Below are 23,447 nucleotides of genomic sequence, written 5' to 3' on the forward strand. Positions count from 1 at the left end.
TCCGTAATATCCTCCCCTACCCTATCAGTTAGAGCATAGATCGACCGCCAATAGGCCATCGGGGCCACAGCTTCAGCCCTTCCAACTGAACTCCATCTTGAGGTCATGGGCCATTATCTGATCTTCAGTTCCTTTTCCACGTCATTCAGGTTGATCGTCAGCATCCGGCTTACTCCCTGCTCCTGCATGGTGACGCCGTAGAGCACGTCGGCCTCCTCCATGGTGCCACGGCGGTGGGTGATGACGATGAACTGAGTGCGCTCGGCCATGGAGCGCATATAGCGGGCAAACCGTACCACATTGTTGTCGTCCAGAGCGGCCTCGATCTCGTCCATCACCACAAAGGGGGTGGGCCGGACCTTCAAAATGGCAAAGTACAGGGCGATGGCCACAAAGGCCTTCTCCCCGCCGGACAGCAGGGTGATGATCTTCAGCGCCTTACCAGGGGGCTGAACCTTAATCTCGATGCCGCAGTTGAGGATATCCTCCGGGTCCTCCAGCTCCAGGGTGGCCTTACCCCCGCCAAAAAGCTCCAGGAAGGTCTGGCCGAATGCCTCGTTGATGGTCTTAAACTCCCGTTCGAAGATGGTCTTCATCTCGCCAGTAATATTGGCGATAATCTCCTCCAGTTCCCTTTTCGCCCGGTCCACGTCGTCCCGCTGGTCTGTGAGATAGGTATACCGTTCATTGACCCGCTGGAACTCCTCGATGGCGCCTACATTGACGTTCCCCAAGCCGGAAATGGCCCGCTTCAGCTCTCCAATGCGGCGGCTGGCCCTGGGAACAGACTCAATCTCCACCCGCTGCTGGCGGGCGGCCTCGTGGGACAGCTCATAGTTCTCCCACAGCTTGTCCAGAAGCTGCTTCTCCTCCATGGAGGCGGAAACCTTCTTCTGCTCCAGGCGGGACACTTCTCCCTCCAGACGGAGCAGCTCCTCGTTTTTGCTCTGGCTCTCCCGGGTGGCCTTGATACGCTCCCCCTCCAGCTCCAGCTTCTCCTGGTTCAGGCGGTCGATGGCGTCGGTCCGGCTCTGGTTCTCCAGGCGGAGGGAAGTCAGAGTCTCCTCCTTCTGGGCGATCTCCTGGGCAAAGCCCTGGTTTTTCTCCTCATAGTCCGCCATCAGGGCCCGGCCCTGGTCCCGGTCCCCGGCCATGGATGCCTTCAGGCGCTCCAGCTCCTCCAGACCAGAGCGGGTGGCCTCCCGCTCCGCCTCCAGAGCGGCCTGGACAGCGGTGAGCTGGGCCACCTCCTGGGCGATGCGGGCAGTGCGCTCCTGTAGGTCGGTCTGCCCCTTGGCCTTGCCCTCGGCCTCGCTCTTTAGAGCGGCGGTCTCCCCCTCCAGTTCCTGGATGCGGACACGGGCCGCCGCGGTGTCTGTTTCAATCTGGACAGAGCGGTTCTTCAAGCCCTCCAGCTCACTCTCTTGGCTCTCTCGTTGGCGCTCCAGCTCGGAGACCACGCTGCGGGCATGGGACAGCTCTCCCTCCGCCTTCAAAATAGCGTCCTCCCACTGACGCAGCTGGCTCTGGGCGGCGTCCAGCTCATAGGCGGCGGCAGTTTGCTCCCGCTCCGCCTCTGCCAGTGCCTTGGCCCCATCGGCTACCCGTGCCCGGATGTCAGCCAGCTGTTGGTTCAGCCGCTCCAGCTCGTTGGCCCTGCTCAAGATACCGGCGCTTCGGCTGGCGGAGCCGCCCGTCATAGAGCCGCCGGGGTTGAGCACCTGGCCGTCCAGGGTGACGATACGAAATTTATAGCCGTATTTTCGGGCCGCGGCGATAGCGGCGTCCAGATCCTCCATGACCGCCACCCGTCCCAGCAGGTTGGAAAATACATTTTGATATTTGGGGTCGAAGCGGACCAACTGGTCCCCCACTCCCACGAAGCCGGGCTCTTTGCTCAGGCTCGCTCCCTCCCGGAGCTCTCCCGGTCGGATGGAGCTGATGGGCAGAATGGTGGCCCGGCCCCCATCTCTCCGCTTTAAGTAGTTGATGACGGCCTTGCCGTCCTCCTCCCGGTCCACCACGAGGTTCTGCATGGCCCCGCCCAGGGCGGTCTCAATGGCCACGGTATATCGGTCGGGCACCTTCAGCAGGTCGGCCACCGGACCGTGGATATTCTTCAGCGCCCCCCGCTGGGCCTCTCCCATCACCAGCTTGACCGCCTTGGAGTAGCCCTCATGCATCTGTTCCATCTCTGTGAGCAGCTTGATCCGGGAGGTGAGGGCGCTCTCCTCCATCTGGAGCTTCATGTGGGCGTCCTTCGCGCCCTCGGCCTTTTTCCGGCGGGCCTCCATCCGCAGTTGATAGCCGTTGATGACGTTTTGGACCCCGTCCCGCTCCTCCACCGCGTCATCATATCTGCGCTTGGCGGAGCGCACTTCCTTCTGTCCCTCCTCCAGGCGTCCCTCCAGCTCATTGGCCTCCCGGCGGACGGTCTCATCCCGGTCCAGCACCTCCTGGGCTGCGGCGGCCAGGGCGGACAGCAGAGCCTTGGCCTCGGCAGCGCCGGCGGTGCCCAGGTCAGCCCGGTTCCGCAGCTCCTCCAGCTCCCGGGCCAGAGTGCCCGCCGAGCGAGCGGTCTCCTCCGCCTCCTGACCCTTGACCTTCAGGTCTGACTGGGTTCGGGCCAACTGGCCCTCGATCTCCTCCAGCCGCTCCCGGCGCTGCTCGATCTGGGCGGACAGGGAGCCCTCCCGGCCCTCCTGCTGCTCCAGATCGGCCTTCAACCGGGCGGCGGACTCCAGGTTGTGCTGGATGCTGCTCTTCAGTACGGCGATGGCCGACTCCAGCTCGTTGGCCTGGGCCTCCCGGCCCTGCATCTCAAAGCGGAGGCGGTCCGCCTCCACGTCCTTCTCCCGCATCTGGGCCGAATAGGTCTCGGCGGCGGCATAGGCTTTCTCCTGGGCCGTTCTAGCCTCCTCCCGCTGGCGGGCGGTCTCCTGATAGTCAGCCTCCAGCTTGATATTGCTGGCCCGAATACGTTCCAATGTGTCCAGCCACACGGAGATCTCCAGCCCCCGCAGCTCATCCCGCAGGACCAGATACTTCTTGGCCTTCTCGCTCTGCTCCCGGAGCGGCTCCACCTGAAGCTCCAGCTCCGATATCTTGTCGTTGATGCGCACCAGGTTCTCGTCCGTCCGCTCTAGGCGGCGCTCGGCCTCCTCCTTCCGGTGGCGGTAGCGGGAGATGCCGGCCGCCTCCTCAAAGACCTCCCGGCGGTCAGCGGATTTGACAGACAGAATCTCGTCGATCTTACCCTGACCGATGATGGAGTAGCCCTCCCGGCCCAGACCCGTGTCCATGAACAGCTCGTTGACATCCTTCAATCGGACGGAGCGGCGGTTGATGTAATACTCGCTCTCCCCGGAGCGGTAGTACCGCCGGGTGACCATCACCTCGGACTCCTCCATGTCGAAAATGTGTGAGGTGTTGTCCAGCACTAGAGACACCTCGGCATATCCCGTCTGCTTGCGCTTGGCGGTACCGCCGAAGATGACGTCCTCCATCTTGCCTCCCCGTAGGGCCCGTGTGGACTGCTCCCCCATGACCCAGCGGATGGCGTCGGAGATATTGGATTTGCCCGAACCATTGGGGCCCACGATGGCGGTGATATCCTCACCGAAGGTGAGCACGGTCTTGTCGGGAAAGGACTTGAAGCCCTGGATCTCAAGCGCTTTTAAGTACAAAAAGGCCACCTCATATCTTTCGAAGGCGGGACCGATCCCATCCTTCCTAAGCTCCGAAAAAGGGACAGACCAATAGATGTTATATTATAGCAAAATCCGCACTAGATTGCAACGCCATTTCCAGGTCCGGCGGGCCTCTCCGGGCCTCATTCGCCCAGAGCCGTTTTTTCTGTATTTTAGGGAAATCTTAATCTTTCCTTCAGCGGAATTTAGAACTATTCTGGTAAGATAGGGCCAGAAAAGAAACAAAGGAGGGCTCTGTCATGGAGGAGCGCGCCATCCATATTCTGCTGACCCGGTCAGGCACCTGGTTCTCCCGGCTGATCCACTTGGCCACCCAGGACGACTATACCCACGCCTCGATTGGGCTGGATGGGCCCGCTGGACCCTTTTACAGCTTTGCCAGAAAATACGAACACTTCGCCCTCCCCGCCGGGCTGGTGGAGGAGCAGGTCACCGGCCGCCGGCGGGCGGTCCCCTGCTGCCTCTATGAGCTGAGGGTGAGCCAGGACACCTACATAGCCCTCCGCCGCCAGCTTCAGGCCATGTACGCCCAGCGGGAGGAGTACCATTACAGTGTGCTTGGGGCGTTCGCCTGCTATTTTAACCTGTCCCTCCAGCGGCGGCACCACTTTTTCTGCTCCCAGTTTGTGGCCGGGCTTCTGGCGGATTGCGGAGCGGTGGAGCTGCCCAAGCCGCCCACGTTACTCCGGCCCGCCGACTTCTGCTCCCTCAAGGGGCTCCGGCCCGTCCACCGGGGCCTGTTGGAGGGCATTCTGGTCCAGCCCGCCCTGTAAAAAAGAACGGCAAAAGAGCGGGGACCGGCGATGGCCGCTCCCCGCTCTTTTGATTTGTTAAGGGGCCATCATCCCCTGTTCCCACGCTTCCCTTCCCTCCACGGGATAGACCGTGCCGGTGTCTTCCCCGGACAGGGAGATATACCAGCTGCCCAGCTCCAGGCCCACAGCCTGGTCCAAATCCAAAAACTGTCCAAAGTCCCAGTTGCCCAAGACGCTCTCCTTGCCGGGTGTCATGCACCCATGCCGGATGTATACCTCCTCCAGCCGGCTGCCGTCCTCCAGGATCAGGGAGAAGGGGTGCATCCCCCTCCAGCCCGCCTCATAATCCCCGGTGAGCATGGCCCCCAGGGGGGTGAGCGTCAATTTGCAGGGGAGTTGATATTGGTCCGTCAGCCCGGAGAGGGCATATTCCCGCACCGGCAGGTTGTCCACCCGGAAGGACAGCGCCCAATCCCCCTTGGTCTTCCGGCCCATGACCACATCTCCCCCCGCCGTGGCCCTGGTGAAATGCCCCAGGTCCGCCGGGCTGATATTCTCATAGGAAACCCCCACATAAGTCCGCCCATCCAATGTGTAGTTGATATCACCCAGATGTCTGCACGGGGGCTCTCCGTCCACAAGAATGTCTGCCAGGATGTCCGACTCCTCCGGGTCCGCCCCCTCCGCCAGACGGAACAGCACCTGGAAGGTGCCGTCTTCCGCAAAGCCCATGGAGGACAGCTCCGCCCATTCAAAGCCCTCCAGCGGCGCCGGCGTCTGCCCGGGGGCCACCACCACCTGGCCGTTCTCCAGGGTCATGCAGTCCAGCGTCCGCCCGGTGACCTCCTCCAGGGGCAGGGGCTCACCGCCGAAAGAATAGTATCTGGGCCACACGGAGATCACCTCCAGGGTCAGCTCCTCCTCCAGGCCGCTGGCCTCCTCCCAAAATCCGCTCACCTCAAACAGGGCCGTGTGGGAATCCGGATCGTATCCCACACAGCGGCCGTGTGTGGTCAGAGTCTGTGTTTCCCGCCCGATCCTGCATACAAGCCGGATCTCCCCATCGGTCATCCGCCGGCCGGTCAAGTCCCGCACCTGGACATAGAGCTTCAGGCGGTACTGGTCGGTCACCGCCGACAGGACCTGGACCTCATACCCCTGGTCGGCAGCCGTCCCGGCCTCTATCCTTTGGCTGTACGGCCCAAAGCTCCCAAGGACCTGGGTCAGCTGGGACCGCAAGGTCGGGGACAGGGCCAGGGCCGAGGCGGTCAAAAGAAACACCGCCGCCGCGGTCAGGAGCACCCGAACCCCCAGATTTCCTCTCTTATGACGCCGTTTCTCCTCGGCCATGGCGTTCACCAAGCGGTCCAGCTCCACCTGTGACAGTTTCACCTGGTCCATCTCCCGCCGGTATTCCCGCTCAAACATAGTCCCCCTCCTCTTTCAACTTGTCCCGCAGCAGGGCCCGGGCCCGGGTGAGGCTGGTCCGCACGGCTCCCTCTCTCTTGCCCAGCACCCCGGCGATCTCCCGAATGGACAGCCCCTCGTAGTAAAACAGGTGGACCGGCAGCCGGTAGCTCTCCGGAAGGGACAGCACCGCCTCCAGTACCCCTCCCGGCTCCGGGACCTGGCCGGGGGCAGGGACGCGCTCCGCCTCCTCTATGGGCCGCTCCCGCTTCCTCCACGGGGCGCGGAACAGGTCCTGGGCACAGTTGGCCGCCACCCGCAGCAGCCAGGCCCGGCAGTGGTCCTCGTCCCGGAACTTCGGGGCGGCCCGGACCAGACGGAGGAATGTCTCCTGGGTCACGTCTTCCGCGTCCTCCCGATTCCCGGTCCGGGCATAGGCCAGCCGGTACACGGTCTGCCCGTGGCGTTGAACCACCCATTCCGCCTCCTCCCGTTCCATGGTCCTCCCCCCTTCTCTCGTTCTTTCTATCCAGTACACGGTCCAGCTTCCAAAAAGGTTACAGACAAAATAAAAAGAGGGCTGCCGCCCTCTTTTTATCTTATCCCAGGTCCTCCACCCTCATCCGCTTCAGGTCGTCCTGGGTATCCCGACGGCCCTTATAGTGGAGCCAGATGCCGCCGAAGACTACGGTGGGGATGTTGGATACCAGAAGCATGACTACTAAGGTGACGACGGTCTGGACGGCGTCCGCCCTGGCCCGGTCCGGGTCATAGTTGGGGTCCGGGTACTGGTCGATGATATTCCCCTCCCCGTCATAGACGGTGACAGTGCCGCCCCTGCTTTCCCATCGCTGGACCGTTTCCCTGTCCTGGCCGCTCTCCAGTCCAGCGTTGGTCCCTCCCTCCAATACGAGGGACCCGCCGCCAGAGAAACTAGTAAAAGAGGCCAGACTGAACACCATCAGCAGGGACAGGCACAGGGACAGCGCTGGCAGAATGAGCCCCAGCTTTAAGCTCTTTTTACACAGCCAGACCTGGAGTACAATCAACAGGGCGATGGGCACCAGCAGAAACGCCAGCCATATGAGCAGCCCAAATATCCCCATTACAGACGCAATCATCATAATATTATCTCCTTTCACGCCCTCGGCTATCCGAGGTCCGTTCCCTTCGTTCTCTTATATTCAGCGATGAGCAGTTTGGCGGTGTCAAAGTCCAGCTTATCATTGACCACCAGCCGCTTGATGGTGGCGATATAGGGGTCGGCGGCGGTATCCTCCCCGATCCTGATTTTCTGGATCAGGCGGTCCAGACGGAGCCGGACCGTTGGATAAGTCACCCCGTACTGGGCGGCCACCTCCTTCAAGGAACCGGAGGCGAGGATGAACTTTTTGATAAAGGACACATCCTCCTCTTCCAAGCCGGTCATCCAGTCGGGCAGCAGTTCTATGGCCACGGGGCCACCTCCTTTCTCTGTGTTCTCATTATATACTTTAATTTTATTAAAGTCAATCTTTAATTTAATTTTTTATTTTCTTTTATAAAAGTAAAATCCCCCGCCATAGGGCGGGGGAATGAGACGGGGCATGGTCCCTTCAGATTGTATTCTCTTCTTTCTTCCTCAGAAAGGAAAACTTGGTTTCCGAGCACACCACGGCCACGAATATCAGTCCAAATCCGATCAGGAGCCGGCCGGTCACCGGGTCGCCATAAAACAGCACGGAGAACAGCACGCCAAACACCGACTCTAGGGACAAAATGACCGAGGCGGAGGCGGGGTCGGACCAGACCTGGCCCACGTTCTGAAACAGGAGGGCCACGGTGGTGGCCATGACACAGAGATAGGCCATAGGCAGGACTACCGCCGGGTCAGTCAGCGCCTGGGCGGGAAATGTCTCGGTCAGCAGGCCGCCAATCCAGGCATACAGCCCGGCGAAGGCGAACTGGAACACAGTGAGCAGAGTGATATCCTTTCCCGGTGAGACCTTGGCCACCGCCACAATATGGCTGGCATAAAAAAAGGCGGCCACCAGGGTCAGCAGGTCGCCGGCGTTAATGGTCAGCTCCTCTGTCAGCGAGACAAAGCCAACTCCGGTCACGCACAGCAGGGCCGCCGCGATGTTGAACCGGTCTGGCCGGACCCGAATCACCGCCCAGGAGAGGAAGGGGACCAGGACACAGTAGACGGCGGTGAGAAAGGCGTTTTTTGAGGGAGTGGTCAAAGTCAGGCCGAAGGTCTGGATAGAGTAGGCCAAAAAGAGGAAGGCGCCCATCACCGCCCCCCGCCACAGGTGGTCCCAGGTGAATATCTGCCACTTTTTCCAGGCGATCAGGGCCAGCAGCACTGCCCCGGCGGTAAAGCGGATGGCCAGCAGATAGAAGGGAGGCAGGGCGTCCAGGGCGTTCTTCATGATGAAGAAGGAGGTACCCCAGATGATGGCGGCGGCAAAGAGCATGGGCTTGGCCAGCAGTTTCATTGTCTTTGGGGACATGGATATCAACTCCCGATTGCAGGATCAGGGCCCGCTGTGGTATCATAGGCGGGATGGGCCGCCGAAGCGGGTCAAAAACGGGGATATTATAGCAAAAAACCCCGCCGGGCGCAAGTAAAAAAAGATGAGCGCCCCTGTGTAGGCCGCCAGCCTGTCAAATCGCATCCTTTCTCCCCATTTCCGCTTCTGGAGGTCTCTTATGTACTTTTTTGATCTGGACGGCACCCTGCTGGACTCCAACGGAGTGTGGCTCGACATCGACGTGGAATTTCTGGGCCGCTTCGGCATCGGCTCGGTGCCGGAGGACTACACCGACTATGTGACCCACCACGGCTTTGATGACTCGGCCCGATACACCCGGGACTATTTCCGCCTGCCCCTGACTCCGGAGGAAATCATTTCTGCCTGGCGGGAGATGGCCCGGTCGGCCTATGCCGGCCAGCTGGAGCTGAAGCCGGGGGCACGCGGATTTCTGGAGCGGGCCAGGGCGTCCGGCATCCCCCGCGCCCTCCTCACCTCCTGCATCCCCAGCCTGTGCTCGGCCGCTCTGGAACACCACCGCCTCCTCCCTCTGCTGGACCGGGTCTTTACGGCCGCAGAGCTGGGGCTGGAGAAGCGGGACCCGGAACTATACCGCCTGGTGGCCCGGCTGTGCCGCCTGGAAGCGGGAGATTGCGTCCTCTTTGACGATTCCCCCGTCTACTGCCGGGCCGCCAGAGAGGCGGGCTGGCAGGTCTATGGAGTATCTGACCCGGTCTTTGACGACCGGGCGGAGGAGATGCGGGAGGTGTGCGGGCCAGGCCGCTTTCCCTTTGACCTGCGTTCTCCTCTGCCCCTTCATCTATGACAGGAGGCCGGCGCCCAAAGAGTGCCGGCCTCCTGCTACTATCGAAAAAGTGGCTTTGCCACTTTTTCGAGAAAAGCCGCACGCAAGGTGTGCCTCGATTCCCAGCGGAAAAGTCGGCCCACCCTGCGTGAGAGGTGTCATTTCCGACGCACATGTCGCCGGAAATGACGAGATTAAATTTTATTCCATCGCCTGCGGGCGACGGAACTCCTTGCAGGAGGGCTTTTTTTACAAACTGAGGAGGCCGGCGCCCAAAGGGTGCCGGCCTCCTGTTTCAAAAAGAGGGAATTGAAGCTCACTTGGCGGAGATGACCCGGACCTGGTCCCCGATGGGGTCCACATAGATGGTCAGGTCGCTGGAGAATGCCTTGATGGCCGCCAGACGCTCCTCGCCGCTGTCCTGGCTGAACCAACTGTCTTTCGCGTCCCGGATGCTCCCGGTATCCCGGCAGCACTCCACATCATCGGCCACCCGATAGGTGCGGCCACCCGCGTTGACGTACTGGACCCCCTGGCTCTCGAAGAAGTCGCTGGGGGACACGCTCTTGATCTCCTCCAGTTCGATGATGGACACAATCCGACCATTGGAACCCACAGCTACACCAGCCATAGTGCCGTTCTTTCCGGCAAATCCAGTGTTTTTCAGGTCAATCGTTCCACTTCCGTTGACCAGGTTCCACTTCTTGGATTCCTTTTCCTCTCCAGTATCTTCTCCATCGTCATCCAAGACAGGGGTAGACGTGGTCGTGGAGATAAGGATACCATACTCATAGGCGTTGCCTGTCACCCGGTCCAGTACGATATAGTCCACATAGTTGGAGGTGTTCAGGTGATAGGTGGCGATCTTTTCTCCGGGGATGGAGGCCATATTCAGGCTGGTGGGGTCCAGCTTTACCATAGCGCCGCCGTTGACCTGCTCATAAATCTGGACGCCGGCGCTGACGGTATAGCTGCCCAGCTTCCCCTCCTCCACCAGGAACTGGCCGGAGGTGGACTTGGAGGACAGTTTGCTGGCGCTGATCTTACCCTTGGCGCCAGAGGAGATGGTGACCAGCTGGTCGGCCAAGTTGTCGGCGTTGCTGATGGTGCCGGACAGCTCCAGGGTGCCGCCGTTGGGGAGGAACACCGTGGCCTTGCCGCTGTCCACCATGCCGATGGCGGTAGAGCGTGTCTTTCCGCTGGGGGCAGCCATGCCAGCCACCTTGCCGTCGGCGGTGAGGAGCAGGGTGACCTGGTCGCCCACCTTGTAATCCCCGGTCATCTCCCAGGCGCTGTCCAGCACCTCGAAGGTATGGCCCAGCACCTCGATCTCCGTGGGCGCCTTGGAGTTGGGACTGGCGTTCTCATAGATGCAGGTCAGCCTCAGGTCAGATACGATCAGGGTATTGCTCATGCTGTCATAGGTCACCACATCGTAGGGCTGGATCTGGGACATGGTGATGGTTTGACGGCCCTTTTGGATGTTGAAGTTAGTGGCGCCGCCGGTGAGCTGGTGGAACATGGCGGTGCTGGGGCTGCCCATGACCACCACGGCGTCGGAGTCGATGGAGGAGGCGCTACCGCTGGCGTAAACCGCCACGATCTTGCCCCGCTCGGAATACATGGTGATCTGGGTGCCCGACTTCAGGACGGAGTAGCCCTCCATATAGCTCTTTCCCTCTGTGGCGTCGGCGGTATAGAGCAGGGTATCCTTGGACATGGTGTACTGGCTGCCGCCGCTGGCTTTCACATAGCTGGGCTGGGCGTCGCCAGACAGGATGATGGTGGTGGCGCTGCTGTCGTCAGGGACAAAGGTGACGATCTCATCCTTGTCATTGAGCACCAGGGCCCCCCGCTTGCCCTGGAGGGCGTAGGGGTTGCCCTCTCCCTCGGCGGGCAGGTATGCCTCAGACTCCTTGTTGGCTGTGGTCCGGATGGCCCCGTCCGAGGTTCCGTCGTCCGTTTCCACATTGACCGCCAGGATGATGGTGTCCTCCTGGGCCTTGCCCAGTGTCGTATAGTAGTCGCTGCCCTCTCCATTCTTGCAGCTCAGGGCGTTGACAAACAACTGGGCGGCCTGGCCACGGGTCAGAGCGGCGTTATAGTCGCTGGGCAGGCCGTCGCTCAACCCGATGGACTCAGCCAGGTTCATATAGCTCTGGGGCCAGACGGCTCCCGCCTGCTCGCTGGAGTAGCCCAGCACCCGAATCAAAATGGTGGCCGCCTGGGCCTGGGTGATCTTCTCGTCCGGCTGAAAGCGCCCATCACCCACACCGGAGATCAGGGGGACCTCCCGCTCCCCGTCCTTGACCGTCAGGCTGGCGGCCAGGTTCACATAGCCCTGGGCCCAGTGCTTGGAGGTAACGTCGGAGAAGATAGTGCGGGTGGCGTGGATGGGGACCTGATCCCCCTGCTGCATAAACTTGACTACCATGGTGCAAAACTCAGCCCTGGTCAGGGTGCCGTTTGGATTGAACTGGTTGCCTCCAGTGCCGCTGACCACGCCCATCAGGCGCAGGATGTCAGCGTTGACGGCGGTCTCCCGGTCGGAGATATCGCCGAAGGAGGAGGTGCCGGCCGCCCCGATGGGCATAACTGCCAGAGAGGCGGCCAGGGCAGAGGCCAGCAGCCAAGAAATCAGTCGTTTCAATTTCATGTTATCTCTCCTTTTCATCCGCCCCCCGGCCGTGGTCTCAGTTGAGAGGGCACGGTCAGAAACGAGAGGCAGGACGTGTAATGAGGGCCCGGCCCGGCCGGGGTTCCCAAATAAAGCGGACTTTGCCGCAGGCTAGTCCGCCCGCAGAGCCTCCACAGGCTGCAGGCCAGAGGCCTTAATGGCTGGGAACATACCAAAGAGGATGCCCAGCACCACGGAGAACAGGAAGGCCCCAATGGCGATCATGGGGTCCGGAGTCAGGATCATCCCCTCAAACACGTTCTCCATCAGTTTTCCCGCGATCATAGTACCCACATAGCCAATGCCAATACCAATGAGGCCTCCGATGCCGCAGATCACCGCCGCTTCAATAAGGAATTGGGTGATGATACTGCTGCGCTCGGCACCGATGGCCTTTCGGATACCGATTTCCCTGGTACGTTCTGTGACCGTAACCAGCATGATGTTCATGATGCCGATGCCGCCCACCAGCAGGGAGATGCCGGCGATGGCCCCCAGCACCAGGGACTGCATCAGGCTGGCGTTTTCCATCTCCTCGGCCGAGCTGTTGTCGCTGTTGATATAGTAACTCCCGTTTGCCATGTTGCCGTTCTCGTCCTTGGGGAACATCCCGGACAGATAGGCGTCCAGCAGGGTCATGGCCTGGGTGGTAGCAGCGGCACTCTTTGCCTTGACCACGTAGGAGTCGATGGTATTGTTCTTGTTCATGGTCCGGTTGAAGGTGTAGGGGATGATAATGACATTGTCCATCTCCGGCCAATACTGGATGTCCATGGGCTTGTAGTAGCCAACCACCAGGAAGGGCTGCCCGTTGAGAGTGATGGTCTCCCCCACCGGGTCGGTGTAGTCAAACAGAGCCTCCTTGGCTCCGGAGCCCAAAACACAGACGGCATTGGTCTTTTCCACATCCAGATAGGAGATCTCTCGGCCATTTGCCAGCTGGTAATTGTTGCACACACCATACTGATCAGAGCCCAGCTTAATATGCATCATCTTTTCCCAGTCCATATTGCCGTTCTCCCAGTCGTTGACCGACAGGGTCTTGGCCCCGTACTGGACAGTGATTTTATCCCCAAGCTCTACATCCGGGGTAATGCCATCCACCAGGTTACTGAGGGACAGACAGTAGTCATAGAGCTTCTGCCCGGTTTCGTTGTTCGTGTCATACCAGGAGTAGGCCTGGACTGTGATCTTGTTGTCCCCCATCTTCTCGAAGTATTCCATGTTCTTTTTATTCTGCCCCTGGACCACGGACACCATAATGACCACTGAGGCCACACCAATAATGATGCCCAGCATGGTCAGGAAGGAGCGGCCCTTTTTCATGGCGATGGATTTAAAGGCCATTTTGAATGCCTGCCAAAGATTCATTCCCAGTCCACCTCCTGAGGATGGTCCGAGGTGATCCTGCCGTCGGACAGACGGACCACCCGCTTGGCGGTGGCGGCGATGCCATCGTCGTGGGTGATGAGGATGACAGTGGTGCCTCCCCGGTACAGGTCCCGCAGGATCTCCAGCACGTGGCGGCCTGTCTTGGAGTCTAGGGCGCCCGTGGGCTCGTCGGCCATGATGATGGGGGGCTTGGTGGCAATCGCCCTGGCGATGGCCACCCGCTGCTGCTGGCCGCCGGACATCTCGGAAGGGCGGTGGTGGGCTCGAGAATCCATGCCCACCTTGGCCAGGGCCTCCATGGCCAGATCCTCCCGGTCAAAGATAGACACCCCCCGGTAAATCAGGGGCAGGGTCACATTCTCTAGAGCGTCCAGCTCCTGGATCAGGTTGTAGCCCTGAAAGATAAAGCCGATCTCCTTATTCCGGATATGGGCCAACTGCTTGTCGGACAGAGCAGTCACGTCGGTCCCCTCCAGGTAGTATTCTCCGTAGGTAGGGATATCCAGACAGCCCAGCACATTCATCAGCGTGGACTTGCCGGAGCCAGACTGACCCACAATGGCCACAAACTCCCCCTTGTCGATTTGGAGGGATACCCCGTCCAGGGCCCGGACCTCGCTCTCCTTGCCCTCGTTGTATATTTTATAGAGGTTTCTGATGTCAATGAGCATCTTTCCACCCCGCTTAATAGCCATAGCTGCCGTCTGTCACGGTATAGTTGACGAACACCTCGTCCCCCTCCTGAATGCCGGAGACAATCTCCACATTCTGGGTGTCAGAGATGCCGGTCTCCACGATGACTGGGTAGTAGCCCTCCTCCTCGCTGGGGAAGGTGCGCTTCTCGCCCGGTGCCACTTCAGGCAGCTCCAGTTCGGGCACGTCGTCCGGCCGGCTGTCCCGCTTGACAAAGACCACACTCTGGCGGGTGCCGTCCATGTCGCTGAAATACTTGACCGAGGTAGTGGGGACCAGAATACAGTCGGCCGACTCGCTGGTGACAAAGGAGTATTGGAGCCAGGCACCGTCCATCAGGCTTCCATCCACGTTGTCCACCGTCAAAGTGACGGGGTAGCTGGTCATGCCTTGACCGGCCTGGGCGCCGCCCATGTCAATGGAGGTGACTAATCCCTGATATACCTGTCCGTTCCAATCCAGGTCCACATAGTTGCCCGGCTTGATAAAGGAGATGTTCCGGTCATCTACGGTAATGGTGACCAGCATGGTCACGTTATTGGAGATCATAACAACGGTGTCGCCGCTCTTGACCTCCTGGCCGGGAGTCAGGTTGCAGGAGGTGACGGTCCCGTCGATGGGAGCCACGGCATTAAAGTCATTGAGGGCTTTCTGGGCCTCGTCCAGCTTGGTCTGGGCGCTGTTGATCTCCTCCTGCTTGGAGCGGATCTGGGAATCAATGGTGGAGGAGCCCAGATAGAGCAGGGCCTCCCCGGCCTGGACGTTGGCGTGGTCGAGCAGATTGCCGATGGCGGTCACCGGGCCGCTGGCCTTGGCAATGATGTCCCGTGACTCGTAGTATTCGGTCTTTCCGTTCTCGTAGGGATAAATCGCGGTGCCGTCAGCGGCAGTCAGGACAGCGGAGGCGTCCATTTCAGCAGTCAAAGTACCGGGGTTGTCAAAGACGATGACCGCCTCAAAGTGGACGGCCCCTTCCGGGGATATGTAGCTGACCTTGTTGATCTTCTCCACCCGTCCCTCAAAGGAGCCCATAACAGCTGGGATGGACACCTGGACCGACTGGCCGGTGTGGATCTCTTTCTCATAGGCGTAGCTGAAGTAAAGGGACAGCTTCAGCTTCTTATCGTTCACCAGAGTAGCCACTGGGGCGGACTTACTCACCTCGTCGTCGATATGGAACTCCTTGACCTCCTGAAGCTTCCCGGCGAAGGGGGCCCGCACCGTCAAGTTGGCGGCCTCTTCCTGCAGGTCGGCCATATCCTCCAGCAGATTATTCAGTTCCTCCTTGGCGTCCGTCACAGCATCCTGGGCTGCCTGACTGTAAATGGTGTACAAGGGATCGCCGGCCATGACAGTCTGGCCGCCAGTGACAAAGACCTCCTGCACCGTACCGCTCTGGGTCAAGGTAATGGCAGCCGATTCCTTGGCCTTGGCCGTACCTGAGCCGGACACCTTGCTCTGGATAGTACCAATCTGGGCGGGCTGGGCCATGATCTCTCCCTGCTCTTCCCCGCCGGAGTGGAGGAATTTGTAGAGCAGAAAGCCTCCAATCGCCAGCACCCCAGCCACGATAGCCAGTATGATAGCATTTTTGACCGCTTTCTTTTTTCCTTTTTTCACCGGTTTCATCTCTGGGGGCGCGGGGGGTGTCTGGGTTGGTACGGCAGGCTGGGGAGTTATGACTTCTGACATGGCAGCTTTTCCTCCTGTAAGCGGTAATGATAAAGTGAAATGTCGGCGGGCCAAAGGCCCGGGGACGGGATAGACCAGTCCGCAGATATCATCCCCATTATAGGGGCTGTCTCCGCCGGAAGCAATTACAAGGCGATTACAAATCCTTAAAATTCTATTAAGGCTCTCTCCCGCTCCGGTAAATCCCTATATAATGTTAGACGTATTTTCTCCGTAAATGTTGCCTTTCCTCTCATACTTTTTTCCTGTTTGTAAAAAAGAGGCACATCGCCATCCCCGACATGCCTCTTTTCTGCCGCTTTACAGTTTTTCCATGTGCGCCGCCGCGGACTTCAGCATCAGACGCTTGGTCCCCACCTGGTCAAAGGCAATCTCCAACAGGGCGTCGCCCCCCATCTTCTGGACGGACAGGACCATTCCCTGTCCGAATGCCTTGTGCCGGACCGTATCCCCCTTCTGGAAGGCAGGGAGGCTGCCGCCTCCCCCCGGCGCTCCAGCCCCCACAGGGGAGGAGGCCAGAGGCTGTCTGGTCCGGGCGCTGCCGGTGGCACCGCCACCAGCGCCCGACATGGCCCGGACAAAGCCTCCATAGGAGGGTTGGGGCCGTGGGTCTCGATCCGTCCGGCTCCCGCCCTGTCCAGCCTGGGCGGAGCGGCCACCTCCGTAAGTCGGGCGCTGATAGGAGCCGTAGCCCCCATAGCCGGAGGAGCGGCTGGGCATACCGCTCCAGCCCTCCTCTCCCCCGCCCAGATCGGGCAGGCAGCTCCTGCCTAGCCGCTCCAGGTGCTCCGGGGGGATCTCCTCCACAAAGCGGGAGGGGCGGTTGGAGCTGGTCCGTCCAAAGAGCATCCGCTGATTGGCGCAGGTGAGGTACAGCTTCTCCTTGGCCCGTGTCATGGCCACATAGCACAGCCGCCGCTCCTCCTCCATCTCCTCCGTTTCCCCAATGGCCCGGATGCCAGGGAAGATGCCCTCCTCGGCCCCCACCACAAAGACCACAGGGAACTCCAGCCCCTTGGCCGAGTGCATGGTCATCATCACCACGCAGTCCTGGTCCGGGTCGTGGCTGTCTAAGTCGGTGTACAGGGCTATCTCGTCCAGAAAACCCGCCAGCGAGGGCTCCTCCCCGGCGTTCTCCAGATAGCCGTGAATGGAGGTGAGCAGCTCCCGCACGTTCTCCAGCCGGGTGCGGTCCTCCACGGTGTTCTTGCTCTCCAGCATGGTGGCATACCCGGTGCGGAGGATCAGCTCCTCATAAAACTGATCCAGGGGCAGCTCGTCCAGCAGCCCGGCCAGCTCCCCCATCAGGGCGGTGAAGCCGGCCAGCTTGGCCGCCGACCGCTCCAGCTCCGGGTACATCCGGGCATTGTCGATGACGGCGTAGAGTGAGCTCTCCTCCCGCCGGGCGATCTCCTGGGCGGTCTCAATCGTCTTGGCACCGATGCCCCGTGGCGGATTGTTGATGATGCGGGTGAGGCGCAGGTCGTCCTCCGGGTTGTTGAGGACGGCCAGATAGGCCACCATGTCCTTCACCTCCGCCCGGTCAAAGAACCGAGTACCCCCGATGATGCGGTAGGGAATCCCGTTGCGCTTGCAGGCGTTCTCTATCTGGTTAGACTGGGCGTTCATCCGATAGAGGATGGCGTGGTCCTTCCACTTTCTGCCCTGGCTGTACCCCTCCAGAATACGGGCAGCTACATATTGGGCCTCATCGTTCTCATTCATGGCGGCATAAAGGGTAAGCTTGTCCCCCTCCCCCGCCTTCGTCCACAGCTCCTTGCCCTTTCTTCCCTGGTTGTTGCGGATCACGGCGTTGGACGCCTCCAAAATATGTTTGGTGGAGCGGTAGTTCTCCTCCAGGCGGATGACCCGGCAGCCCTTGTACTGTTTTTCAAAGGAGAGGATGTTCTCAATGGTCGCTCCCCGGAAGCGGTAGATGGACTGGTCGTCGTCCCCCACCACGCAGAAGTTCTCATAGCCTCCGGCCAGGGTGGAGGCCAGCAGATACTGCAGGTTGTTGGTGTCCTGGTACTCGTCGATGAGCACATAGCGGAACTTCCGCTGATAGAACTCCCGCACCTCGTCAAACTGCTGGAGCAGACGGACGGTGTGGAAAATGATGTCGTCAAAGTCCAGGGCGCTTGCCTCCCACAGCCGGCGCTGGTACTCTGCGTATATCTTGGCGATCTTGGTCAGCCGGAAGTCCCCAGACCTCTCGCACTCGGCCAGATACTGGTCGGCCAGCTTCATGGTATCCTTTGCCCTAGAGATGTAGCCCAGCACCGACCGGGGCGGAAACTGCTTATCATCGATTCCCAGGTCCTTCAGAATATCCTTCACCACCCGCAGGGAGTCGTCAGTGTCATAGATGGTAAAGGAGGAGGCGAAGCCCAGCTTCTCAATATCCCGGCGGAGGATGCGAACACAGGCGGAGTGAAAGGTGCTGGCCCAGATATCGTTGGCAGCCGGGCCCAGCATTCTGGCCAGACGGTCCTTCAGCTCACCCGCCGCCTTATTGGTAAAGGTGATGGCCAAAATGGTCCAAGGGGCCGCCGGGTCCAGGGCACACAGCCGCTCCTGCCGGGCCTTGTCCCCCGCCCCGGTCCGGACATACTCCTCCAGGAAGGTCAGATCATCCTCTGTCACCCACTCCGGCACCTCTGTGCTGTCCGAGCCGCGGCCATACTTCATCAGGTTGGCGACGCGGTGGATGAGCACGGTGGTCTTGCCGCTGCCCGCTCCGGCCAGCAGCAGGAGCGGACCCTCCGTGGTCAGGGCGGCCTTTTGCTGCTCTGGGTTCAAATGTGAAAATTCCCGGGCAATAGCCCCCCGGCGGGCCTTACAAAATCTCAGTTCCAGGTCGTGATTCAGCATGGGGCAAACATCCTTTTTCTCTTTAAAATTATCTTTTTCATTGTAGCCCAAACTGGTCTGGTGGTCAACCAGAAGACGCCCCCGCTCCTTCAAAATATTCTCAGCCTGTCCCCTTTCCCAGCTTCCTGGCATACTGTCCCGCCGCCCCGCATAAGATACCCCGTGGGACAGCCCCAGGCCCGTCCCGCTCCTTCGTGCAAAAGCAAGATATTGTCCCTTCGTCCCTCTCTTTTCCCTCTATTTTGTGTTGACTCCAAAGAAATTGCAACCGTTCTGTAACCATTTTTTCACCTTCTCGTAACACCTTCGATACGATGGTAACAGCTCTCAGTGCTATACTTAAAACAAGAATAGGAAAGGAGGTCTTCCCATGAAAAAACTGCTGTTGACCACAATAATCGCTTCCCTGCTCATCCTGCCCTTTGGAACTGTGGCTATGGCCGACATGACGGAGGCCCCTGACACCCAGGCAGAGCAGCTGGACTACGCCCCCGGCAACGTCCCCGCCGAGACCGGCGCTCTGGACTCCATGACCCCCGCTCTCCACGCGGCCATCCTGGCCATGGTCAATCTGGGCCAAAGGGAGTTGGATCTCTCCGACCCGGTGGCCGCTTGGGAAACCTTATATAATATGCTCAGTCTGTACGGGCAGATGGATGACCGCTCTGAGTATCTGGACGAGGAACTGGTCCTCCCTTCTGAAACGGTGATGGACTATGCCTCCGCCCTCTTTACCGGCACAGCCCCTTTGAGCCCTATCCCCGAGGCTCTTTCCGACCGGATTCGCTACGATGGAAAGCTGGACAGCTATCTGCTTACCTGCGGCGACGACAGCCTGGCCGAGATCCAGCTCACCTCCATTCGAGAATTAGGCGGTTCCCTCTCTGTGGATGGCTCCCTAGTCTATCTGGTAGACGGTTCTTCCCTAGCCCAGTTCCACGCTCAATTCGCGCGGCAGGACAATATGTTCGGCTATGTTATCACTAATCTGACTCTGGGGTAAAACCCATATTCCTCCTTAAGAAGGCACATCGGAAACGATGTGCCTTTCTTTTTTCTCTTCCAGTATATTTTTCTTCTCTTCCGTCCATATTTTTCAGGAAACCTTGCACTTCTCCCGCCCAATGTTTATAATATGGTGAATAGAGAAGAATCTAAGTTTGAGGTGTCATCCCATGGAACAGAACATACAAGACTACATCAAGCCCGGCCGCCGGGCCCATCTGGTAGGTATCGGCGGGGTATCCATGGCCCCGCTGGCAGAGGTCCTGAAGGGGCGGGGCGTCCTGGTCACCGGCTCCGACATGCGTGAAGGCGAGGCGGTAGACCATCTGTGCTCCCTGTCCATTCCGGTGACCATCGGCCATCTGCCCCAGAGCGTGGAGGGAGCCGACTGCGTCATTCGCACCGCCGCCGTCCACGACGATAATCCGGAGATTGCCGCGGCCCTGCAGGCCGGTATTCCAGTCTTTGAGCGCGCCCAGGCCTGGGGGGCCATCATGACCCACTACCAGAATGCCCTGTGCGTCTCCGGCACCCACGGCAAGACCACCACCACCTCTATGTGCGCCCACATCTTTCTCGCCGCCGGTCGGGACCCCTCCGTTATGGTCGGCGGCGTGCTGCCCATCCTGGGGGCGGGCCACCGGGTCGGTCACGGCGACACCATTATCGCCGAGGCCTGCGAGTACTGCAACTCTTTTCTCTCCTTCTGCCCCACGGTGGCAGTGATTCTGAATGTGGAAGAGGACCACCTGGATTTTTTCCGGGACCTGGCGGACATCCAGCACTCCTTCCGCTCCTTCGCCCAGCTGGTCCCCGACCGGGGCTGGGTGGTGGTCAACGGGGATAATCCCAACGCCCTCCAGGCCATCCAGGACTGCGGCCGCCAGACCATGCGATTCAGCCTTCGGGACAGCTCCGCTGACTGCCGCGCGGATCATATCTTCTGGAACAAGGGGCTTCCCGAATTTGATATTGTGGTCCACGGCGTGAAGTATGCCCACGCCGCTCTCAACGTGGGGGGAAGCCATAATATCTCCAATGCTCTGGCCGCCGCCTGTGCCGCCTATGTGCTTGGTGTTCCTGGCAGCGCCGTGGAGGAGGGCCTTGCCTCCTTTACCGGGGCCGGACGCCGCTTCGAGAAGAAGGGGGAGTTCCACGGTGCCATGGTGTACGACGACTACGCCCACCACCCCGATGAGCTCCACGCCCTGCTCACCATGGCAAAGAGCCTGGGCTACGCCCGTGTGGTGTGTGCCTTCCAGCCTCACACTTATACCCGTACCGCCGCCCTGTTCCAACGGTTCGTCCAGGAGCTAAAGCTGGCAGATGTGGCCATTTTGGCAGAGATCTATGCCGCACGGGAGAAAAATGACTTGGGCATCTCCTCTAAAGACCTGGCGGACCAAATTCCGGGAGCAGTATACTGTCCCACGTTGGATGAGGTCACCGCAAAGCTTCGGGAGCTGGCCCAGCCTGGAGACCTGCTCCTCACCGTGGGGGCGGGGGACATCTATCTGGCAGGAGAGGCCCTGCTGCAATAAAATATGCCCCGGACATCTGACGGTGTCCGGGGCATATTTTACTGCTATTTGCCTCACATACGCCTAGTTTTGCGGGATATCAGGCAGAGAATCAAAGCTCATCCGGCGCATGCCCGCCGTGATCCCACCACCTATGGTCCTCTGAAGTGGACTGGCCCAAAGTTACTTCTCTTTGTCAGCATTTAAATTCCGATTTGGCGCTATTATAGTTTCTTGGTACAGACTTGCTAATGCTTTATTTTAAAATGACCGGTCCCGTCAGGCACAGGCCAATTCACCTACCCCCGCACAATTTATATATCTTCCGATTCTCTTTTACGTTTCCAACTAGAAGGGCTTGGATATTTTTCCGGGTAATGATCAGATAACGAAGCAAAAACAGCCTCTTTCAATGAATGTTAAAATGCGTTGCTTGCAGCAACGGGCAGTTCCTCCTATAATTGTCACAAATACCGCAAGGAAGGAGATCATTTCGAATGCTCAATGAAAATATGAAAGCAATCAGAAAAGCAAAAGGGCTTTCGCAACAAGAGCTCGCTATCAAGCTGAATGTGGTGCGGCAAACCATTTCAAAATGGGAGCAGGGATTGTCGGTTCCCGACTCTGATATGTTAATCGCCATATCAGAGGTGCTGGAAACACCTGTAAGTACGTTGCTTGGAGAAAAGGTTATCGCGGCAGAAGCAGATGACTTAAAGGCGATTTCCGCAAAGCTGGAGGTGATAAACTTACAGCTCGCACAGAGAAAAACCACAAGGCGAAGGGTCCTGCACGGGCTTCTCATCTCGTTGTGTGCGGTTATAGCAGTGGTCTTTGCATTCTTATTGATGCAAAAAAGCCCTTACTTGGGCTGGGATTATAGCGATCCTGAAACCGCTGTTCTCGGAGTGGCATTTCACTCGTTTGAATGGCTGTTTGTTAGGGTGGCACCGATTATCCTGGTGGGAGCAATCGCGGGAGTTTTTTTAACACGGAAGAAAGGATAGGTCCGCTCCGCTTTTGGAACACAGTACAACTATTTTTATAGCGCAATACCTGTCTAACCATTGCAAGACCAGCACTCCGGGTTATCTCCCTTTGTTGGAACCGGCGGAGTTTATCTCATGACTCATCACCCACCACGCAGGAGGGGACAGGGAAAAGAAACGGTTGCGTTTTACACTGTCCGCCTGTACAATGAGGAGGAAACGTCAGAGGAGGGGTAGCCGTGCGGCGTTTGAAGAAGGCCTATCTTGAGATCACCAACATGTGCAACTTGGACTGCCAATTCTGTCCAGGCACCAGACGGACTAAGGGCGTTCTCTCGCCGGAGGGATTCCAGACATTGGGAGAGCGTCTACGTCCCCACACCGACTATCTCTATCTTCATCTGATGGGGGAGCCCCTCCTCCACCCCCACTTGGCGGAGATACTGGAGCGGGCGGAAAAGCTGAAGTTTCGGGTGATGATCACCACCAACGGCACCCTGTTGGGGGAGCGGGAGGACCTGCTCTGTTCCAGTCCGGCGGTGGAGAAGGTCAGCATTTCTCTTCACTCCTTTGAGGGGAACGAGGGCGTGGGAACGCTGGAGGACTATCTGGCCGGGTGCCTTGCCTTCGCCCGGCGGAGCGCCGGAGCTGGAAAGAAGTGTGCCTTGCGGCTGTGGAATCTGGACGGGGAGGACACCAGAGGAGCGAACGCCCGGAATGGAGACATTTTAGCCGCTCTGGAGAGGGACTTTCCGCGTCCCTGGAGAGAGGGGCGTCGGGGGACTACCCTAGCTCCTGGCGTTTTTCTGGAGTGGGGAGAAAAATTTGACTGGCCGGACCTAGGCGCCCCGGAGGGGGACGGCGCCGGCTTCTGCTATGGCCTGCGGGACCAGGTGGGTGTGCTATGGGACGGGACCGTGGTCCCCTGCTGTCTGGACCATGAGGGGGATATCTCTCTGGGGAATTTGTACGATCAGCCCCTGGAGGAGATCTTGAGCAGTCCCAGAGCCCAGGCCATCTACCAGGGATTTTCCCAGGGCAGGGTCAGGGAGGCGCTATGCCGCCGGTGCGGCTACATGCGCCGCTTCCGGTGAGGGGATCGGGCCTCTACGGGGCAGGAGCATAGATTGAGGTGAAAACATGGACATAAACAGGAAAAAAGAACTGATGGAGGCATATAAGAACCGCCGCCCGGAGATGGGGGTGGTGTCTGTCCGCTGTCTGGCCACTGGGGAGTCCTTTCTGGGGACCTCCTCTGATACCAGGGCCACCATGAACGGCATCCGGGTCAAGCTGAACGGCGGACTGTATCCAAACCGCCGCCTTCAAGAGCTGTGGAAGCTCCACGGGCCAGAGGAATTTGAGATATCAGTCCTGAGGACGCTGGACTATGAAGACCCTGGGGAGGACCATAC

The 23,447-nt window shown here is 59.4% G+C and carries 18 protein-coding genes; 7 read left to right on the forward strand and 11 right to left on the reverse strand.

Annotation, left to right across the window (positions count from 1 at the left end):
- Nucleotides 1-113: 113 nt before the first annotated feature.
- Nucleotides 114-3,695 carry a chromosome segregation protein SMC gene (smc, locus tag OCV64_RS02710; RefSeq protein ID WP_262669240.1) on the reverse strand — a complete coding sequence of 1,194 codons (3,582 nt, stop codon included), beginning with the start codon at nucleotides 3,693-3,695 and terminating at the stop codon, nucleotides 114-116.
- 254 nt (nucleotides 3,696-3,949) lie between these two features.
- Between smc and OCV64_RS02715 the strand changes: the two genes are divergently transcribed.
- Complete coding sequence (locus tag OCV64_RS02715; RefSeq protein ID WP_147570724.1) at nucleotides 3,950-4,483, forward strand: hypothetical protein; 534 nt, start codon at nucleotides 3,950-3,952, stop codon at nucleotides 4,481-4,483.
- A gap of 57 nt (nucleotides 4,484-4,540) precedes the next feature.
- Here the strand turns inward: OCV64_RS02715 and OCV64_RS02720 are convergent, their stop codons facing one another.
- From OCV64_RS02720 to OCV64_RS02740, 5 genes are all read right to left on the reverse strand, one after another.
- Nucleotides 4,541-5,893 (reverse strand): DUF4179 domain-containing protein, encoded by a 1,353-nt coding sequence (locus OCV64_RS02720; RefSeq protein ID WP_262669242.1) that lies wholly within the window; start codon nucleotides 5,891-5,893, stop codon nucleotides 4,541-4,543.
- Entirely contained in the window at nucleotides 5,886-6,371 is a 486-nt protein-coding gene (locus tag OCV64_RS02725) for an RNA polymerase sigma factor (protein ID WP_147570726.1), read from the reverse strand. Before OCV64_RS02725 ends, OCV64_RS02720 begins: the two co-directional genes overlap by 8 nt.
- A gap of 100 nt (nucleotides 6,372-6,471) precedes the next feature.
- Nucleotides 6,472-6,996: a hypothetical protein gene (locus OCV64_RS02730; protein WP_147570727.1), complete on the reverse strand. Its 525-nt coding sequence runs from the start codon at nucleotides 6,994-6,996 to the stop codon at nucleotides 6,472-6,474.
- A gap of 26 nt (nucleotides 6,997-7,022) precedes the next feature.
- Nucleotides 7,023-7,328, reverse strand: a complete 306-nt coding sequence (locus OCV64_RS02735; protein ID WP_147570728.1) for a DUF2089 family protein — start codon at nucleotides 7,326-7,328, stop codon at nucleotides 7,023-7,025.
- Nucleotides 7,329-7,467: 139 nt separating this feature from the next.
- Entirely contained in the window at nucleotides 7,468-8,364 is an 897-nt protein-coding gene (locus tag OCV64_RS02740) for a DMT family transporter (protein WP_262669243.1), read from the reverse strand.
- Between the two features lie 199 nt (nucleotides 8,365-8,563).
- On the opposite strand from OCV64_RS02740, the gene OCV64_RS02745 reads away from it, so the two are divergent.
- Nucleotides 8,564-9,211 carry an HAD family hydrolase gene (locus OCV64_RS02745; protein ID WP_262669244.1) on the forward strand — a complete coding sequence of 216 codons (648 nt, stop codon included), beginning with the start codon at nucleotides 8,564-8,566 and terminating at the stop codon, nucleotides 9,209-9,211.
- A gap of 295 nt (nucleotides 9,212-9,506) precedes the next feature.
- Here the strand turns inward: OCV64_RS02745 and OCV64_RS02750 are convergent, their stop codons facing one another.
- The 5 genes from OCV64_RS02750 to OCV64_RS02770 form a co-directional block, all read right to left on the reverse strand.
- A complete protein-coding gene (locus tag OCV64_RS02750; protein WP_262669245.1) occupies nucleotides 9,507-11,846 on the reverse strand; it encodes an S-layer homology domain-containing protein in 2,340 nt (779 codons plus the stop codon).
- Between the two features lie 132 nt (nucleotides 11,847-11,978).
- Nucleotides 11,979-13,238 (reverse strand): ABC transporter permease, encoded by a 1,260-nt coding sequence (locus OCV64_RS02755; RefSeq protein WP_240287064.1) that lies wholly within the window; start codon nucleotides 13,236-13,238, stop codon nucleotides 11,979-11,981.
- On the reverse strand, nucleotides 13,235-13,930 hold the full coding sequence (locus OCV64_RS02760) for an ABC transporter ATP-binding protein (protein ID WP_186852834.1): 696 nt from the start codon (nucleotides 13,928-13,930) through the stop codon (nucleotides 13,235-13,237). The genes OCV64_RS02755 and OCV64_RS02760 overlap by 4 nt, the downstream gene beginning before the upstream one ends.
- Before the next feature lie 13 nt (nucleotides 13,931-13,943).
- Nucleotides 13,944-15,644 (reverse strand): HlyD family efflux transporter periplasmic adaptor subunit, encoded by a 1,701-nt coding sequence (locus OCV64_RS02765; RefSeq protein WP_240287060.1) that lies wholly within the window; start codon nucleotides 15,642-15,644, stop codon nucleotides 13,944-13,946.
- 300 nt (nucleotides 15,645-15,944) lie between these two features.
- A complete protein-coding gene (locus OCV64_RS02770; protein ID WP_262669247.1) occupies nucleotides 15,945-18,518 on the reverse strand; it encodes an ATP-dependent helicase in 2,574 nt (857 codons plus the stop codon).
- A gap of 370 nt (nucleotides 18,519-18,888) precedes the next feature.
- Between OCV64_RS02770 and OCV64_RS02775 the strand changes: the two genes are divergently transcribed.
- The 5 genes from OCV64_RS02775 to OCV64_RS02795 form a co-directional block, all read left to right on the forward strand.
- A complete protein-coding gene (locus OCV64_RS02775; protein WP_147570734.1) occupies nucleotides 18,889-19,521 on the forward strand; it encodes a hypothetical protein in 633 nt (210 codons plus the stop codon).
- Between the two features lie 172 nt (nucleotides 19,522-19,693).
- On the forward strand, nucleotides 19,694-21,064 hold the full coding sequence (gene murC / locus OCV64_RS02780; RefSeq protein WP_262669249.1) for a UDP-N-acetylmuramate--L-alanine ligase: 1,371 nt from the start codon (nucleotides 19,694-19,696) through the stop codon (nucleotides 21,062-21,064).
- Between the two features lie 476 nt (nucleotides 21,065-21,540).
- Entirely contained in the window at nucleotides 21,541-22,050 is a 510-nt protein-coding gene (locus OCV64_RS02785; RefSeq protein ID WP_262669250.1) for a helix-turn-helix domain-containing protein, read from the forward strand.
- A gap of 221 nt (nucleotides 22,051-22,271) precedes the next feature.
- Nucleotides 22,272-23,126, forward strand: a complete 855-nt coding sequence (locus OCV64_RS02790) for a radical SAM/SPASM domain-containing protein (protein ID WP_147570737.1) — start codon at nucleotides 22,272-22,274, stop codon at nucleotides 23,124-23,126.
- 46 nt (nucleotides 23,127-23,172) lie between these two features.
- Nucleotides 23,173-23,447 (forward strand): GIY-YIG nuclease family protein (locus OCV64_RS02795; protein ID WP_262669255.1); only part of this gene is annotated, 275 nt, incomplete at its 3' end.

This window comes from Muriventricola aceti (assembly GCF_025567565.1).
Lineage (GTDB): Bacteria > Bacillota > Clostridia > Oscillospirales > Oscillospiraceae > Lawsonibacter > Lawsonibacter aceti.